16 protein-coding genes are annotated in these 15,586 nt (G+C 63.6%); 10 read left to right on the forward strand and 6 right to left on the reverse strand.

The features are described 5' to 3' along the window. Position 1: 1 nt before the first annotated feature. The gene (locus tag AC5ZGW_RS18540; RefSeq protein WP_130225784.1) at positions 2 to 277 is read right to left on the reverse strand and encodes a DUF3551 domain-containing protein; all 276 of its coding nucleotides are present in this window, start codon (positions 275 to 277) and stop codon (positions 2 to 4) included. Between the two features lie 122 nt (positions 278 to 399). Next, positions 400 to 1,374 (reverse strand): Bug family tripartite tricarboxylate transporter substrate binding protein, encoded by a 975-nt coding sequence (locus AC5ZGW_RS18545; protein ID WP_130225783.1) that lies wholly within the window; start codon positions 1,372 to 1,374, stop codon positions 400 to 402. Between the two features lie 137 nt (positions 1,375 to 1,511). Here AC5ZGW_RS18545 and AC5ZGW_RS18550 point away from each other — a divergent pair, with 137 nt between their 5' ends. Both AC5ZGW_RS18550 and AC5ZGW_RS18555 read left to right on the forward strand, forming a co-directional pair. Further along, a complete protein-coding gene (locus AC5ZGW_RS18550; RefSeq protein ID WP_130225782.1) occupies positions 1,512 to 1,931 on the forward strand; it encodes a VOC family protein in 420 nt (139 codons plus the stop codon). Between the two features lie 219 nt (positions 1,932 to 2,150). After that, positions 2,151 to 3,725, forward strand: coding sequence for an AMP-binding protein (locus AC5ZGW_RS18555; RefSeq protein WP_130225781.1), 1,575 nt, complete (start codon positions 2,151 to 2,153; stop codon positions 3,723 to 3,725). A gap of 173 nt (positions 3,726 to 3,898) precedes the next feature. Here AC5ZGW_RS18555 and AC5ZGW_RS18560 read toward each other — a convergent pair whose 3' ends face one another. Next, the gene (locus AC5ZGW_RS18560; protein ID WP_130225780.1) at positions 3,899 to 4,996 is read right to left on the reverse strand and encodes an HD-GYP domain-containing protein; all 1,098 of its coding nucleotides are present in this window, start codon (positions 4,994 to 4,996) and stop codon (positions 3,899 to 3,901) included. Between the two features lie 211 nt (positions 4,997 to 5,207). Here AC5ZGW_RS18560 and AC5ZGW_RS18565 point away from each other — a divergent pair, with 211 nt between their 5' ends. The 3 genes from AC5ZGW_RS18565 (at position 5,208) to AC5ZGW_RS18575 (ending at position 7,167) form a co-directional block, all read left to right on the forward strand. Continuing rightward, positions 5,208 to 5,996: an alpha/beta fold hydrolase gene (locus AC5ZGW_RS18565; protein WP_130225779.1), complete on the forward strand. Its 789-nt coding sequence runs from the start codon at positions 5,208 to 5,210 to the stop codon at positions 5,994 to 5,996. Further along, positions 5,993 to 6,343, forward strand: a complete 351-nt coding sequence (locus AC5ZGW_RS18570; protein ID WP_130225778.1) for a hypothetical protein — start codon at positions 5,993 to 5,995, stop codon at positions 6,341 to 6,343. The genes AC5ZGW_RS18565 and AC5ZGW_RS18570 overlap by 4 nt, the downstream gene beginning before the upstream one ends. A 152-nt stretch (positions 6,344 to 6,495) precedes the next feature. Further along, positions 6,496 to 7,167, forward strand: coding sequence for a dienelactone hydrolase family protein (locus AC5ZGW_RS18575; RefSeq protein ID WP_130225777.1), 672 nt, complete (start codon positions 6,496 to 6,498; stop codon positions 7,165 to 7,167). Positions 7,168 to 7,309: 142 nt separating this feature from the next. On the opposite strand, the gene AC5ZGW_RS18580 is transcribed toward AC5ZGW_RS18575, so the two are convergent. The 3 genes from AC5ZGW_RS18580 to AC5ZGW_RS18590 form a co-directional block, all read right to left on the reverse strand. Next, on the reverse strand, positions 7,310 to 7,993 hold the full coding sequence (locus AC5ZGW_RS18580) for a polysaccharide biosynthesis/export family protein (RefSeq protein WP_245474700.1): 684 nt from the start codon (positions 7,991 to 7,993) through the stop codon (positions 7,310 to 7,312). A 155-nt stretch (positions 7,994 to 8,148) separates the two neighbouring features. Further along, positions 8,149 to 8,805, reverse strand: a complete 657-nt coding sequence (gene msrA / locus AC5ZGW_RS18585; protein WP_130229515.1) for a peptide-methionine (S)-S-oxide reductase MsrA — start codon at positions 8,803 to 8,805, stop codon at positions 8,149 to 8,151. 132 nt (positions 8,806 to 8,937) lie between these two features. Next, positions 8,938 to 9,255, reverse strand: a complete 318-nt coding sequence (locus AC5ZGW_RS18590) for a hypothetical protein (RefSeq protein WP_028162523.1) — start codon at positions 9,253 to 9,255, stop codon at positions 8,938 to 8,940. A 357-nt stretch (positions 9,256 to 9,612) separates the two neighbouring features. On the opposite strand from AC5ZGW_RS18590, the gene rpsT reads away from it, so the two are divergent. The 5 genes from rpsT (at position 9,613) to recF (ending at position 15,586) form a co-directional block, all read left to right on the forward strand. Next, on the forward strand, positions 9,613 to 9,879 hold the full coding sequence (gene rpsT, locus AC5ZGW_RS18595; RefSeq protein WP_028162524.1) for a 30S ribosomal protein S20: 267 nt from the start codon (positions 9,613 to 9,615) through the stop codon (positions 9,877 to 9,879). A gap of 1,214 nt (positions 9,880 to 11,093) precedes the next feature. Further along, positions 11,094 to 12,524 (forward strand): chromosomal replication initiator protein DnaA, encoded by a 1,431-nt coding sequence (dnaA, locus tag AC5ZGW_RS18600; RefSeq protein ID WP_028162525.1) that lies wholly within the window; start codon positions 11,094 to 11,096, stop codon positions 12,522 to 12,524. A gap of 270 nt (positions 12,525 to 12,794) precedes the next feature. Then, on the forward strand, positions 12,795 to 13,913 hold the full coding sequence (gene dnaN, locus AC5ZGW_RS18605) for a DNA polymerase III subunit beta (RefSeq protein WP_130229516.1): 1,119 nt from the start codon (positions 12,795 to 12,797) through the stop codon (positions 13,911 to 13,913). A 149-nt stretch (positions 13,914 to 14,062) separates the two neighbouring features. Next, the gene (locus AC5ZGW_RS18610) at positions 14,063 to 14,368 is read left to right on the forward strand and encodes an endonuclease domain-containing protein (protein WP_130229517.1); all 306 of its coding nucleotides are present in this window, start codon (positions 14,063 to 14,065) and stop codon (positions 14,366 to 14,368) included. A gap of 78 nt (positions 14,369 to 14,446) precedes the next feature. Then, complete coding sequence (recF, locus tag AC5ZGW_RS18615) at positions 14,447 to 15,586, forward strand: DNA replication/repair protein RecF (RefSeq protein WP_130229518.1); 1,140 nt, start codon at positions 14,447 to 14,449, stop codon at positions 15,584 to 15,586.

A 15,586-nucleotide genomic window follows, 5' to 3' on the forward strand; every position in this document is an offset into this window, starting at 1 on the left:
CTCAGTCGTAATAATAATTGTCCCTATGCACGCGCCCGCGACGCGGCGGCTGCTGCTGACCGAAGGCTACGCGTGGATTGATGTTGCAATAGAGGTTGCGGCCGGACGCGCTCGCCATGCATTGCCCGTAGGTTTGATACGAGCAGTCGCCCGGAATGCCGAAGCCCCTGCCTTGGGCGCACCAGGGATAGTCATAGGCCGCGGCAGGAGCGGAGCCGGCGGTGACACCCGCCCCGACGGCCGTCACGGCCAGCACTGCCAACATCAGTTTGCGCATCGTCGTTCTCCTTCGCCTGGGCCAAGCTGACCATTGCCCCGCATCTGCGTAGTCGCATCGCCGGCGTCAAGGTTCAGAACGCGATTGCCGCAGGAAGGTTCTGGCTGGTGCGCGCTTGTGTCCTATTCCACCTTGAGCCCGGCGCCCTCGACGACTTTCCTCCACTTTTCGGTCTCGGCGACGATCTCCGCGCCGAACGCCTCCGGCGTCTGGATGCGCGGCTCGCCGCCCAGTTCAACCAAACGTGTTTTCATCGCCGGCTCGGCCATCACAGCGTTGATCTCGCTGTTGAGCTTGGCGATGATCTCCTTCGGTGTGTTCTTTGGCACTCCCATGCCGAACAAGGCGCTCGCCTCATAGCCCTTCACGGTCTCGCTGATGGCCTGCACGTCGGGCAGTTGCGATGAACGCTCCGCCGTGGTGACGCCGAGCGCCCGCAATGAGCCGGAGCGGATATGCTGGATGATCGAGGGCATGTTGTCGAAGATCACGTGCACTTGACCGGCAAGCAGGTCGGTGATGGCCGGCGCCGCGCCGCGATAGGGCACGTGCTGCATCTTGGCGCCGCTCATCGCCATGAACATCTCGCCGGAGAGATGCACCGAAGTGCCATTGCCCGATGAGGCCATGTTCACCTTGCCGGGATTGGCCTTCACATATGCTATGAACTCGGCGACGTTTTTGGCCGGGACATCCTTGTTGACGGTCATGACGTTCGGCACCCGCTGGAACGAGGCGACCGGCGCGATGTCGCGAACGAAATTGAACTTCAAATTCGCATACAGCGTGGCGTTGATGTAGTTCGCGGGATTGACCAGCAGCACGGTGTAGCCGTCCGGCTCGGCATTAACAGCGGCCTCCGTGCCGATATTGTTGCCGGCGCCGGGCTTGTTCTCGACCACGAATTGCTGTCCGAGCTTTTCCGACAGCCGCTGCCCGATCAGACGCGCCAGGATATCGGTGGCGCCGCCCGGCGGATAGCCGACGATCCAGCGGACCGGCCGAGCCGGATAGTCCGCCGCTGCCGAAGCGCGGCCGATCGCAAATGTCGAAATCCCGGAACCGATCAGGCCAAGCGCAGTACGGCGTGAAATCATGTAGTTTCCTCCGATATGGCCGGGTTCACACTCCGGTCCGTTTCTATTGAATTAGTGACGCCGCGCGTTGTAACAAACTACGCATTGGACAGCCAGTGCGCGGCCTGCGCGCTGGACCGCGACGAAAGGATGAGGCCATGGCCGTCAAGGTGAACGCGCTCGACCATCTCGTGATCAACGTGTCCGACGTGGCGCGATCCACCGAATGGTACAGCAGGATCCTCGGCATGGAGGTCAAGGTGTTCGATCCCGGCGAAGGCAAGGCGCCACGGACATCGCTGGAGTTCGGCAACCAGAAGATCAATGTGCGGCCGCGCGATGCCTCCAAGATCGAGTGGTTCACGGCCGACCACGAGACGCCCGGCAGCGAGGACCTCTGCTTCCTCACCTCCAGCACGCCCGATCAGGTGGTCGCGCATCTGAAGGCCAACGGCGTCAGGATCGAGGAAGGCCCGGTGCCCAGGCATGGCGCGCGCGGCATGCTGCGCTCGGTCTATTGCCGCGATCCCGACGGCAGCCTGATCGAGATTTCGTCGTATGAGGGTGGCGGCAAGTAAGCGCGAAGTAAGCGCACCTTTCCGAGCACGCCCTCCGTCGTCATGCCCGGGCTTGACCCGGGCATCCACGTCTTGCTTGCCACGGTTTCGTGGATGGCCGGGTCAAGCCCGGCCATGACGGAAGAAATAGCGCGATTTGATCGCGCCGGAATCCAGTGGCAAAACTGTCCTCCGAACAAGCAAGACGAAAGCAGCCGGCAAGGTTGCACGGGAGGAAGCATGACCAATTCACAGGCAGCACCTGGTATCGTGGGACCGTTCGCAGGCCTTGACGTGCCGTGGCTGCTTCGGATGCGCGCCGAGGTCCGGCGCGATCACCCGTTCCTGATCTGGGCGCCGTTCGAGGCGCCGGCGCGGAAATGGACCTACGGCGAATTTCACGAGCGCGTCGGCGCGCTGGCCGCAGGACTTGCGAGACGCGGCATCAGGCCCGGCGAATATGTGCTGATCCATCTCGACAATTGCATCGAGGCGATGCTGGCCTGGTTCGCCTGCGTCGAGCTTGGCGCGATCGCGGTCACCACCAACACGCGCTCGGCCGCCGCCGAGATGGAATATTTCGCCGGGCATTGCGGCGCGGTCGCCGCCATCACCCAGCCGGCCTACGCGGAACTGATCGCGGCCAATTGCCGCGAGCTGCGCTGGATCGCCGTGATCTCGCATAACGCCGGCGCCGCGCCGGCACAGACCACCTCACGCAGCGACAGTTTTGAAGCGCTGTTCGCCGACAGCGCCGACCGGCCGCGCCGCGCCACCGATCCGCTCGCCCCCTGCAGCGTGCAATACACGTCCGGCACGACATCGCGCCCGAAGGCGGTGTTGTGGACCCATGCCAATGCGCTGTGGGGCGCCAAGGTCAATGCCGCGCACGAAGACCTGCATGCCGGCGATGTGCACCAGACCTACCTGCCACTGTTCCACACCAATGCGCTGGCCTATTCGATGCTGGCGACGCTCTGGGTCGGTGCCTCCTGTGTGATCCAGCCGCGCTTTTCCGCAAGCCGGTTCTGGGGCGTCGCGCTGGAGCATGGCTGCACCTGGACCTCGACCATCCCATTCTGCATGAAGGCGCTGGTGGAGCACGAGATCCCGAAGAATCACAAGTTCCGGCTCTGGGGCACGGCGGTGTGCGAGCCGCCGGCCTTTGCCGCGTTCGGCGTCAGGACCATCGGCTGGTGGGGCATGACGGAGACCATCACCCACGGCATCGTCGGCGAGGTCGACCAGCCGAACGCGCCGATGTCGATCGGCCGCGCGGCGAGCGAATACTCGATCCGGATCACCAATGATGACGGCTCGGCGACGGAAGTCGGCGGCACCGGCAATCTCTCGATCAAGGGCATTCCCGGATTGTCGCTGTTCAAGGAATATCTGCACAACGAAAAGGCTACCCGGGAAAGCTTCGACGAGCACGGCTATTTCCTGACCGGCGACCGCGTCATGTTGCTCGAACACGGCTTCGTCAAGTTCGGCGACCGCGCCAAGGACATGCTGAAGGTCGGCGGCGAGAACGTCGCGGCGTCCGAGATCGAACAGGTGATCGCGGTGGTCGCAGGCGTGCGCGAGGCGGCGGTGGTTGCAAAGAAGCACCCGATGCTCGAGGAGGTGCCGGTGGTCTTCATCATTCCGCAGGGCGGCGTCGCACCCGCAGGCCTGCACGACGATGTCATGGCCGCCTGTCGCAACGCGCTCGCCGACTTCAAGGTGCCGCGCGAAATCCGCTTCGTCGACGACATGCCGCGCTCGACGCTGGAGAAGGTCGCGAAGGCGGAATTGCGCAAGCTGCTGGAGTGACGCGCGGACGCGTCATTTCCGGGGCAACGCCTCTCCACGTCATTGCGAGCGAAGCGAAGCAATCCATGGTGCCGCTTGCGGAAGCATGGATTGCTTCGTCGTGGAGCCTGTCATCGGGTCCGCCAGAGGCGGGACCCGTTGGCTCCTCGCAATCACGGGCGGAGCAGTCCGAATCAATAATGCCCGAACGCGACCGGGCGGAACGCCTGCAGCAATTGCTGGTCGAGCTTGGCGCCCATATCTTCCATGATCGCGAACGCCTTGGCGTGGGTGAACTGCAGCCGGTAGGCGCGCCTCTCCACCAGCGCGGCATAGATATCGACGATGGTGGTGACCCGCACGATGTCGCTGATCTGGCCGCCGTGGAGGCCATTCGGATAGCCGGAGCCGTCCAGCATCTCGTGATGGTGCAGCACCACGTCGAGCATTTCAGGCGGAAAGCCGCCTTGGACCAAGAGCGCCTCGTAGCCGCGCCGCGGATGCTCGCGCATCTCGGCCATCTCGTCCGCGGTCAATTCGGTCGGCTTGTCCAGGATCGAGGTCGGGATGAACGCCTTGCCGACATCGTGCAAGAGCGCCGCGCGGGCGAGGCGGCGCTGGTCGTCCTCGCGCATGCCGAGGTGCTGTGCGAACGCCACCGCGAAGCCGGTCACGAACAGGCAATGACGATAGGTGTCGGTGTGATGGCAGCCGACCATGGTCAGCCATTCGCGCAAGGATGAGTGCTTGATCGCCTTCAGGATCTTGCGCTCGGCGGCGACGATGTCGCTGAATTGCAGGGGCACGCCGGCCGGCAGCTTTTCGAACATCTTGACCATGACCGCGTGCGCCGCCTCGACGCCGCGATTCAGCGCCTTGCCGCGATCGGTTTCATCGTAGCCGTCGGCGTCCGGAAACGCGGCGCGGATGCGCTGCAACAGTCCGGCAGCGTCGAACGGACGCGAGATCGTGTCGGTGGCCCCGAGCGCCCAGGCCTGCATGGTCGCGTGGTGCAATGCATCCTGCAGCACGAACAGGCGCGGCATTTCGCGATAGGCTTCCGTCCTGAGCTTGTTGCGCACGAGCTGCACGCTCTCGGGCGAGCGCAGGTTGATGTCGACCACGATGCCCGAAAGATTATCCGCGGGCTTCTCGGGAATCTCCGCGGTCGAGATGGTATCGACCTCGCCGACGGACCGCAAAATCCTCGCCAGTTCGCTGCTCTGGTCGCCTCGATCCGACGCCAGCAACAGGCGGCGTCTTAGCGAAGTCTTGTTGGCTAACGCTGTCATGAAATCCTTGGGCGTTCGCAATGACGATCGACAAGCCAGGCTAGCGGAGAATGAGTTCCCTGCGGCTTAATAGGCGTGATGAACGGGGGTCTAGCGCCAATGCTAGAATTTTAACGATCGGGCCTTCCATTTCCGCATTTCCCACCCGCGAACGGATCGCGCTAGGATGATTGCGCAGCATCGCTGCGGAAAATCTGGTCGGGGAAACGCAATGCCGAAAATCAAGCGAGATGGGGTCGAGATTTATTACGAGGTCCATGGCGATGGCCCTCCCCTGCTTTTGACCCACGGCTATTCATCGACCTCCGCGATGTGGCAGGGCCAGGTCGGGGCGCTGTCGAAGCGCCACAGGCTGGTGCTGTGGGACATGCGCGGCCACGGCCAGTCGGACTATCCGAGCGATCCCGCGGCCTATAGCGAAGCCCTGACGGTCGCCGACATGGCCGCGCTGCTGGATACGGTCGGCGCGGAAAAGGCGATCGTCGGCGGGCTCTCGCTCGGCGGCTATATGTCGCTTGCATTCTATCGCGCCTACCCTGAGCGGGTGCGCGCGCTCCTGATCATCGACACCGGACCCGGCTTCAAGAAGGACGACGCCCGCGATGCCTGGAACAAGCGCGCCTACGACACCGCAGAGAAGTTCGAGCGCGAAGGCCTGGACCTTTTAAAGTCGTTCAGCCGTGAGCGCTCGACGGTAACGCACCGCGATGCCACCGGTCTTGCGCTTGCCGCCCGCGGCATGCTGACCCAGCGCGACGCGCGCGTGATCGAGTCGCTGCCCGAGATCAAGGTGCCGTCGCTGATCGTGGTCGGCGCCGACGACACGCCGTTCCTCGCCGCCTCCGACTATATGGCGGCCAAGATCCCCGGCGCGCAGAAGGTCGTGATCCCGGCCGCCGGCCACGCCGTCAATATCGATCAGCCGCAAGCCTTCATCGAGGCGGTGTTGCCGTTCCTCGATAGCCTCGAAGTCAAGTCGGAGCAGAAGGCTGCGTCATGAGGAGGATGACCGCGACACTGCTCGTGCTCGCCGCTGCCGCGGAACCGGCCTGCGCGCAACACCTGCCGCCATTTGGCGGTCCTGCTCCTGCGCCATCTTACTTCGTTACAACGCTGTCGAACACCGCGCCGCTGGTGTTCGGGATGGACGTGGAAGAAACGTCGCGCGCGCTCGGCACGCCCCTCACCTACCTCAAAGGACGTCCCGGCAATGAGATCTATCTCACCTTCCGTGACCTCGGCGGCAGCGGCCTGTTCCCGCACAAGGACCGGCTGTTCCTGCAGTTCCGCAAAGGACGGCTCGCCGGCTGGAAAGCCGACTGGGGCCAGAACTGGATGTGGCGGTAGAGCATGATCCGGAAAAGTGGAAACCGGTTTTCCGAAAAGATCATGCTCAAACAAGAGATGAGATCATGATCCGATTCCGTAATCGGATCATGATCTACCCGCTGCTCTTTCGCGAACCGTAATTGCAACCCTCAAACGAGAAGGGATGACCCATGGGACATGATATCACGCTGACGGCTTCGGACGGCTTCAAGCTCGGTGGCTACCGTGCGGACCCGTCCGGCGCGCCAAAGGGCGCGATCGTGGTGATCCAGGAGATTTTCGGCGTCAACCACCACATCCGCGCGGTCTGCGACCGCCTCGCGCAGGAAGGCTATGTCGCGATCGCACCCTCGATCTTCGACCGCAGCGAGCCGAATTTCCAGAGCGGCTATTCCCCTGATGAAATCGCCGTCGCGCGAAAGTTCGTCGCCAATCCGGATTGGACGGCGATGCTGCGCGACACGCAGGCTGCGATTGATGCCGTGAAGAGCGTCGGCCCGGTCGGCATCATCGGCTTCTGTCTCGGCGGCAGCGTCGCCTATGTCGCGGCGACCAAGCTGACGGGCCTGAAGGCAGCCGTCGGCTATTACGGCGGCGCCATCGTCCGCTTTGCCGACGGCAAGCCGACGGTGCCGACGCAACTTCATTTCGGCGAAAAGGATAGCGGTATTCCCTTGACCGATGTGGAGACCATCAAGGCCAAGCGACCCGAGGTCGAGATCCACATCTATCCCGGCGCGCAGCACGGCTTTCACTGCGACGAACGGGCGAGCTACGACAAGGCCAGCGCCGACATCGCCTGGCCGCGCAGCCTGGCGTTTTTCGCGAAGCATTTGAAATAGCGCACTCTCTCCACGGTCATTCCGGGGCACGCGCAGCGTGAGCCCGGAATCCATCGGGCCGCAGGCGCCGGCGGCGAAATGGGTTCCGGGCTCGACGCTTCGCATCGCCCCGGAATGAAGAGTTGAGAGAGTGTCGCGTAGCCTAGAACCACCGCTCGCCGACGAACACCGTATCGCCGGGGCTCATCGGCGTGCCGAGCGGCACGGTGTAGCGCCCCGAGCCGCCAGCATCGGTATGCGTCAGCGTCACCATGTCGCGCTTGGCGCGCGGCGAGAAGCCGCCCGCAATCGCCACGGCGCTTTCGACGGTCATGTTGGGCACATAAGGATATTGTCCGGGGGCGGCGACTTCGCCGAGGATGAAGAACGGCCTGTACGCCTCGATCTCGACGGCGACCGAAGGCTCGCGGATATAGCCGCTGCGCAGCTTTGCCGCGATCTCGCCTGCGAGCCCCGACGTCGTCCTGCCGCGCGCGGGCACCTGCCCGATGAGCGGCATGGTGATCGAGCCGGCAGCATCGATCGCGTAGGTATTGGTGAGCCCTTCCTGGCCGTAGACCACGACGCGCAGCCGGTCGCCGGCATCGAGATGATAGGCCGAGTCGTAGCGGACCGCAGCAACCGGCGCCGCTGCATAGGCCGCGCGGGGTGAAGCGGCAAAGGCGGAGCGAAGCGCGCCGACGGCGCCACCGCCGCTGCTGGCGACCGCGACCGGCGCAGGGCTGGCAGGCCCGCCATAAGCCATGGAGTCGAGATCGGCCGGCGCTGGAGCGACCGCGACCGGGCCGCTCGCGTGCATGCAGCCTGACAGCACGAGTGCAGTCATAACGGCAGTGATCGGCAATCGAAACGCGCGTGCAACCCGCACCCTGGCCATCCCTGAAAAGCGAGACAGCCTAGTCTTGCACCGGTTATGGTTAACAAATGGTTTGTTAGAGAGAACTCCCTCGCCCCGCTCTTGCGGGGCGAGGGAGAACGCGATCAGGCGGTGACGCCGACCCCGATCGGGCACGACACGCCGGTGCCGCCAAGGCCGCAATAGCCCGCCGGATTCTTGGCGAGATATTGCTGATGATAGTCTTCCGCGAAATAGAACTCGGCGGCCTTTGCGATCTCGGTGGTGATCGGACCGAGGCCCTTGGCCGAAAGCGCTTTCTGATAGGCGGCCTTCGAGGCCTCCGCGGCCTTCCGCTGCGCGTCGCCAAAGGTGTAGATCGCGGAGCGATATTGCGTGCCGACATCGTTGCCCTGACGCATGCCCTGCGTCGGGTTGTGATTTTCCCAGAATGTCTTCAGGAGTTGCTCGTAGGAGATCTTCTTCGGATCGAACACGACCAGCACCACTTCGGTGTGGCCGGTACGACCGGAGCAAACCTCCTCATAGGTCGGATTCGGCGTGTAGCCGCCGGCATAGCCAACGGCGGTCGTGTAGATGCCATCGCCGAGCTCCCAGAATTTGCGCTCGGCGCCCCAGAAGCAGCCGAGCCCGAACACCGCCTGCTCCAGACCTTCAGGATAAGGCGGCTGCAGTTTGCTGCCGTTGACGAAGTGGGTGGTGGCGGTCGGGATCGGCGTGGCGCGTCCCGGCAGCGCTTCGGCTGCACTCGGCAACGCGGTGGTCTTGCGCATGAACAACATGGATTACCTCCAGGCGGGCACATCGGCCTGAAGCCGAGAGCGGCTTCGGCCGGCTAGGCCCTCAATATAGGTATTTACGCGCGATCTGGCAGCCCTGTTACGTCCCCACAACCCGAAGGAGCAAAGTTACGATCAATCGCGCGCGTAGCCGATCAGCGGCTTGCGCGGCCGGAACAGGATCATCAAGAGGATGCCGGCGACACCGAGCACGACGAAAACCGGCTGGTCGAGGATGATCTTGATCACGCTGTCCCAGAGGAAAGGCGCGGTGCGCTCGATCCAGGCACGGAAGGCCGCCTGGCTGGACTGGTGGATGTCGTTCCAGAACTGGCCGAAACGGGTGAAGCGCAGGGTCTGATCGGCGACGAAGCGGGCGCCGTCATAGACCATGAAAACAAATCCGCCGGCCAGGAGCAGCAGGCCGATTAACCGAAAAAACCCGCGGATCATGCCTCACCCTTAGTCCCTGTCCGCCCCAAGCGCGCCAAGGCCCATTAACGGCAGGAAGGGCCGAAATTCAACCTGTTCAGCACCTTGGCGGCCATTTTCTGCCGGTTTCGGCCCTCCGAACCGGGTGGAAAACGTTGACGCTGGGGGCCGGCCCCTCTATAAGACCGCGCAATGGCGGCGGGCGCAATCCTGCCGCCGCTGTTCTTTGGACGGGCGGCCGCCGGGACTTTTGCTTCTGGGCACGGCTCCCTCAAGAACACATCTCGACAACACAGCAGAGTAGATCACGCGATTTCAACGGCCGGCGCGCTCGAGCCCGACCAACAGAGCGACCAACGCCGAAGGACAATTGAGACCATGGCCAACACCACTTCCGCCAAGAAGGCGACCCGCAAGATTGCCCGCCGCACCATCATCAACAAGTCGCGCCGCACCCAGATGCGTGGTGCGGTTCGCTCGGTCGAAGAAGCGATCAAGCGCGGCGACCGCGATGCAGCGCTGAAGGCGATGGCGCATGCCGAGCCCGAACTGATGAAGGCCGCACAGCGCAACATCGTTCACCGCAATACTGCGAGCCGCAAAGTCTCGCGCCTGACGCATCAGATCGCCAAGCTGGCGAAGTGAGCTGACGGAAAAACACTTTCGTCAAGGGCCCGGCTTTACGCCGGGCCTTTTTCTTTTGCGAAGCTTCGAACGACTGTGCTCCCGAAGTGACTCGCTGTTGCAGGACAGCGCGTGTGCCATATTCCGCGCGTCCGTAGTTTTACCGAACCTGCAGTTCTTGCTGCGCCTCACACGCGACGACGCGATTAAATACGCACGCGCGCGCCGCATAAATGGAATAGCGCTAAACATTTCCTCGGCGAAAAGCCGCGAAGGGTTACCCTCCAAAAGCAATCGCGAAAAACTTCGTCTCGCTAATCACTTACCCACATAGCGAAGCCGACTTGTTTGAAAAATGGCGCCGCCGAGATGCTACGTAAATATTTTATGAACTTTTTTTTCCGTTACACCGCGCTTTGTGACACGCGCGAATCTGCGCGGTGATTCAAAAACTTGCTTTCCGGTTTCGCAATTGCAATGCCGCAACACCGGCGAAGACTCAACTCACGAGCCACAAACAACGGATTGTCAGAAATCGCGCTTGGTGTATTTGTTTATGCGTTCGCGGCGCCCACGGCTCTTAAGATCAGCGCGATCTTAGACCCACGGGCGGACGTGCAAATCGGCGGCGGTGTGCGCGTTAGCGACGCTTTCCAAGCGAAGCTGAGTTGGCAACTCATAGCAATATGAGAACGGTTGTTCTGTGTCTGGATTTCTCGATCGCAGCGTCCGCGCTGCGAGAGAGACGAACTGGGGAGACACGCAACAGCCGCGGCCTTAAGCAGCGGGGAACGCGGTGCCCGTGAATGGGTTGACAAGGACTGAACTACGCGGCGGCGCAGCACTGGACATTTCGATGTTCGGGAGCGGCACACTGAATTTGGACCACTTGCGAGTGGATTGCTCGCCGCGCGCAATCGCGGCGAGAGGGGGAGGCAGTATGATTTACGGAACCATCGCAGCATTCGAATTGCGCATTTCAGACAAGTCCCTATTCGACACCTTGGATTGCTCTTCCGCAAACAGCTCCACGCGAACTCCGGATACTCCTTCGAGTACGCGCTGACCTCGCGAACGCACGTCTGTTCCAGCACATAATCTGCCCTGCGGCGGTTTCGCCGAACGGGAGAGATGTGCCCGGAACAGAAGGCCTCGCTAGAGGTCGCGCCGTGGCAAGAAACATGCACGGCGCTTTCACAATCAACGGCACTACTCTTGAGAAAAGTCTTCAGGCAATGACAAACACGGAACAGGATCGCTGGTCGCGGGTGAAGGGACGGTTGCGGACGAGCGTAGGGGAGGATGTCTATACGAGCTGGTTTGCACGCATGGATCTTGAGGGCGTGCAGGACGAAAGCGTCCGCCTGTCGGTTCCGACCCGATTCCTGAAGAGCTGGATCCAGGCGCACTACGCCGATCGCGTGCTCTCCTGCTGGCAGGCCGAGATGCCGGAGGTGCATCGCATCGATCTGACCGTGCGCACGGCAGTGCGGCCTTCGGCCACGGTGAAGGAGACTCCCGCGCCGGCAGAAACGCGCCGCGTCGAGCGTCCGGAAGGACGGCCTTCCGTCGAACTGCGTTCGACCGCGACCGCGCCGGTATCGGCGAGCCACGATGCGCTCGGTGGTTCACCGCTCGATCCGCGGCTGACATTTGCGAGCTTCGTGGTCGGCCGCTCGAATACGCTCGCGCATGCGGCGGCGCGCCAGGTTGCGGAAGGTCGTCGCGGCGATCCCGTGATGTTCAACCCGCTCTACATCCATGCCGGCGTGGGGCTCGGTAAAACCCATCTTCTGCAGGCAGTGACCTGGGCCGGCAATTCCGGTGGCGAGCGCAAGGTGCTGTATCTCACCGCGGAAAAATTCATGTACGGGTTCGTCGCGGCGCTGAAGACGCAGACGGCGCTGGCGTTCAAGGAAGCGCTGCGCGGCATCGACGTGCTGGTGATTGACGACCTGCAATTCCTGCAAGGCAAATCGACTCAGGCCGAGTTCTGTCACACGCTGAATGCGCTGATCGATGCCGGCCGCCAGGTCGTGATCGCGGCCGATCGTCCGCCGTCCGATCTGGAAAGCCTCGACGATCGCGTGCGCTCGCGGCTTGCCGGCGGGCTCGTGGTCGAAATGGGATCGCTCGGCGAGGAGCTGCGCCTCGGCATCCTCAAATCGCGCGTGGCCGCGGCCCGCGTCCATCACGCAAGCTTCGACGTGCCGGACGAGGTGCTGGACTATCTGTCACGCACCATCACCCATAATGGCCGCGACCTCGAGGGCGCGATCAACCGCCTGCTCGCGCACAGCAAGCTGAACAACCAGCCGGTGACGCTGGAGATGGCCGAGCGCGAGGTCCGCGATCTGATCCGCCCGCAGGAGCCGAAGCGCATCAAGATCGAGGACATCCAGCGCGTGGTCGCCCGGCAGTACAATGTCAGCCGTTCCGACCTCTTGTCCTCGCGCCGCACGGCGAACGTGGTGCGTCCGCGCCAGGTCGCGATGTACCTGGCCAAGACGCTGACGCTCCGCTCGCTGCCCGAGATCGGCCGGCGCTTCGGCGGGCGCGACCACACCACGGTGCTCCATGCCGTGCGCAAGATCGAAGCACTGGTCGCCAAGGACAACTCGCTCTCCGAAGAGGTCGAATCCCTGAAGCGCCAATTGCAGGAATGAATTCTTCCCTCCCGCCCCGTTTTCCGGGGCGGGAGGGACCTTTATGCCTGAAAACGTGGGGAACGGCGTCCCGCTCCCTTGCGCTCGCGCGTTATCCGCGCCACCTTGCGGTCCCCCCGACGGTTTGGTCAAATCCCATGGATTGACCGGCTTTCGGGCCTCAAACGCCGCGGCGCGCCCATGGCCGCCCGGCCTTTCCATCTCAGAGCACGGTGGGTTACCGGTTTTCGGACAGACCATGCTCAACTCAGGGATCTGGCGGGTATTGCAATGAAGGTCACCGTCGAGCGCGCGCAACTCCTGAAGTCGCTCGGCCACGTGCATCGCGTGGTCGAACGTCGCAACACCATCCCGATCCTCGGCAATGTGCTGGTCCGCGCCGAAAATGCCAAACTCTCGCTGAAGGCGACCGACCTCGATCTCGAGGTGACGGAGACGCTGGCCGCGGAAACCGCCACCGCCGGCTCGACGACGGTGCCCGCCCACATGTTCTACGACATCGTGCGCAAGCTGCCCGACGGCTCCCAGATCGTGCTGGAGGCGGACGGCGACCGCTCGGTGCTGGCGATCCGGGCCGGCCGCTCGCGCTTCACCCTGCAAACGCTGCCGGAGAGCGATTTCCCGGATCTGGCCGCCGGCGACATGACGCATTCGTTCTCGCTTCCCGCCGCCGGCGTCAAGCGCCTGATCGACCGCACGCAGTTTGCGATTTCGACCGAAGAGACACGCTATTATCTCAACGGCATCTACCTGCATTCGGCGGGCAGCGCCCAACAGGCGACGCTCCGCGGCGTCGCGACCGACGGCCATCGCCTGGCGCAGGTCGACCTGGTGCAGCCGAAGGGTGCCGCCGGCATGCCCGGCGTGATCGTGCCGCGCAAGACCGTCGGCGAAGTGCAGCGGCTGATCGAGGATACCGAGGCGGAAATCACCATCGAGCTCTCGCCGGGCAAGATCCGCTTCACGCTCGGCAATGTGGTGCTGACCTCGAAATTGATAGACGGCACCTTCCCCGATTACGGCCGCGTGATCCCGCAGAACAACGACAAGGAACTGGTGGTCGACAAGAAGGATTTTGAAGCCGCCGTCGACCGCGTTTCGACCATCTCCAGCGAGCGCGGCCGCGCGGTCAAGCTGTCGCTGTCGGCAGGCAAGCTCGTGCTGTCGGTGACAAACCCGGATTCCGGCAGCGCCACCGAGGAACTGGAGGTCGAATACGCCTCCGACGCACTCGATATCGGCTTCAACTCGCGCTATTTGCTCGACATCGCCGCCCAGATCGAGGGCGAAGTCGCAGTCCTGAAACTCGCCGATCCCGGCTCGCCGACGCTGGTGCAGGACAAGGACAACAAGAGCGCGCTGTACGTGCTGATGCCCATGCGGGTGTGACCTCGTCCCGCGAAACGCGCTCCGACGTACCCTCTCCCCTTGTGGGAGAGGGTGGCGCCTCACGAAGTGAGGCGCCGGGTGAGGGGTTCGCGCCGCGAACACCACACCATCGACCGATCGCCAAGCGCATCCGCACCTTCGCGAAGAAGATGCGGCGGGAGCCGACCGATGCCGAAGCGAAGATGTGGCGATTGCTCCGCGATCGACGCCTTTCACACCTGAAGTTTCGTCGCCAAGTCCCGTTTCAGACCTATATTCTCGACTTCGTCTGTTTCGAGAAGCGCCTCGTCATCGAAATAGACGGCAGTCAGCACGCGTCATCGACACGAGATGCGGTGAGAGAAGCCGCCCTCATCGCGGAAGGCTTTCGTGTCGCACGTTACTGGAACAACGATGTGCTGCTGCAACCCGGCGCGATATTGGAGGACATTCTCGCAAAGCTTGCCGAGCTGTGAGATACCCCTCACCCGTCGCCTCGCTTCGCGAGGCGCCACCCTCTCCCACAAGGGGAGAGGGGAAGGACGACGAACGACATGACCCCTTCGCGCATCCATCGGCTGTCGCTGACGCATTTCCGCAATTATCGGGCGGCGAGCGTTTCGACGCGCGGTGACGTGGTGGTGCTGGTCGGGCCGAACGGTGCCGGCAAGACCAATTGCCTCGAGGCGATCTCGTTTCTGGCGCCGGGGCGGGGCCTGCGCCGCGCGACGCTGGAAGACGTCGCCGACAACCAGGGCGAAGGTTCCTGGGCGGTCTCCGCCGAGGTCGAGGGCGCGCTGGGACTGTCGACGCTCGGCACCGGGATCGAAGCGCCCGCGCAAGGCGGCGAGAGCGTCAGCCGGCGCTGCCGCATCGATCGCGAGCCGGTGGGTTCGGCCGCGGCCTTCGGCGACCATCTGCGTATGGTGTGGCTCACGCCTGCGATGGACGGCTTGTTCATGGGCGCGGCCTCCGAACGACGGCGGTTCTTCGATCGGCTGGTGCTTGCGATCGACTCCGAGCATTCCAGCCGCGTCTCGGCGCTGGAGCGCTCGCTGCGCTCGCGCAATCGCCTCCTGGAAGTGCGCAATTATGACGACCACTGGTGCGGCGCGATCGAACGCGAGACCGCAGAGCTTGCGGTCGCGGTGGCGGCGACGCGCGGCCAGACCGCCGCAAGACTGTCGGCGATGCTGCGCGAGCGCGCGCAGGGCTCGGCGTTTCCTTCCGCCGAGATCGCGCTCGACGGCTGGATGGAGAATGCGCTGCTCAGCGAGCCCGCAACGGCCGTCGAGGACCGCTACCGGGAGATCCTGCGCCTCAGCCGCGCGCGGGATGCCGCCGCCGGACGCACGCTCGACGGCCCGCATCTGACCGATCTGCAGGTCGTCTACGCGCCGAAGAACATGCCGGCACGCGACGCCTCCACCGGCGAGCAGAAGGCGCTTCTGATCGGGCTGGTGCTGGCACATGCGACATTGGTCGCCGAGATGACCGGCATCGTGCCGCTGCTGTTGCTCGACGAAGTGGTGGCGCATCTCGATCCGAACAGGCGCAAGGCGCTGTTCGACGAGTTGGCAAAGCTCGGCGCGCAGGTCTGGATGACCGGCGCCGATCCTGCCGCGTTCGTCGATATTGGGGCCAATGGCGAGATCTTCGACGTCGACGCAGGCCGCATCAGCCGCCGCGGCTGA

Source organism: Bradyrhizobium sp. Crot121, assembly GCF_059512385.1.

Excerpts from the sequence above, each read along its gene's own strand:
- rpsT (WP_028162524.1), top strand. The coding sequence starts at position 9,613 with ATGGCCAACACCACTTCCGCCAAGAAGGCGACCCGCAAGATTGCCCGC.
- AC5ZGW_RS18580 (WP_245474700.1), bottom strand. The coding sequence starts at position 7,993 with ATGACTGCACTCGTGCTGTCAGGCTGCATGCACGCGAGCGGCCCGGTC.
- dnaN (WP_130229516.1), top strand. The coding sequence starts at position 12,795 with ATGAAGGTCACCGTCGAGCGCGCGCAACTCCTGAAGTCGCTCGGCCAC.
- AC5ZGW_RS18545 (WP_130225783.1), bottom strand. The coding sequence starts at position 1,374 with ATGATTTCACGCCGTACTGCGCTTGGCCTGATCGGTTCCGGGATTTCG.
- AC5ZGW_RS18570 (WP_130225778.1), top strand. The coding sequence starts at position 5,993 with ATGAGGAGGATGACCGCGACACTGCTCGTGCTCGCCGCTGCCGCGGAA.
- AC5ZGW_RS18555 (WP_130225781.1), top strand. The coding sequence starts at position 2,151 with ATGACCAATTCACAGGCAGCACCTGGTATCGTGGGACCGTTCGCAGGC.
- msrA (WP_130229515.1), bottom strand. The coding sequence starts at position 8,805 with ATGTTGTTCATGCGCAAGACCACCGCGTTGCCGAGTGCAGCCGAAGCG.
- AC5ZGW_RS18550 (WP_130225782.1), top strand. The coding sequence starts at position 1,512 with ATGGCCGTCAAGGTGAACGCGCTCGACCATCTCGTGATCAACGTGTCC.
- AC5ZGW_RS18575 (WP_130225777.1), top strand. The coding sequence starts at position 6,496 with ATGGGACATGATATCACGCTGACGGCTTCGGACGGCTTCAAGCTCGGT.
- AC5ZGW_RS18565 (WP_130225779.1), top strand. The coding sequence starts at position 5,208 with ATGCCGAAAATCAAGCGAGATGGGGTCGAGATTTATTACGAGGTCCAT.
- AC5ZGW_RS18540 (WP_130225784.1), bottom strand. The coding sequence starts at position 277 with ATGCGCAAACTGATGTTGGCAGTGCTGGCCGTGACGGCCGTCGGGGCG.
- AC5ZGW_RS18610 (WP_130229517.1), top strand. The coding sequence starts at position 14,063 with ATGCGGCGGGAGCCGACCGATGCCGAAGCGAAGATGTGGCGATTGCTC.
- recF (WP_130229518.1), top strand. The coding sequence starts at position 14,447 with ATGACCCCTTCGCGCATCCATCGGCTGTCGCTGACGCATTTCCGCAAT.
- AC5ZGW_RS18590 (WP_028162523.1), bottom strand. The coding sequence starts at position 9,255 with ATGATCCGCGGGTTTTTTCGGTTAATCGGCCTGCTGCTCCTGGCCGGC.
- dnaA (WP_028162525.1), top strand. The coding sequence starts at position 11,094 with ATGACAAACACGGAACAGGATCGCTGGTCGCGGGTGAAGGGACGGTTG.
- AC5ZGW_RS18560 (WP_130225780.1), bottom strand. The coding sequence starts at position 4,996 with ATGACAGCGTTAGCCAACAAGACTTCGCTAAGACGCCGCCTGTTGCTG.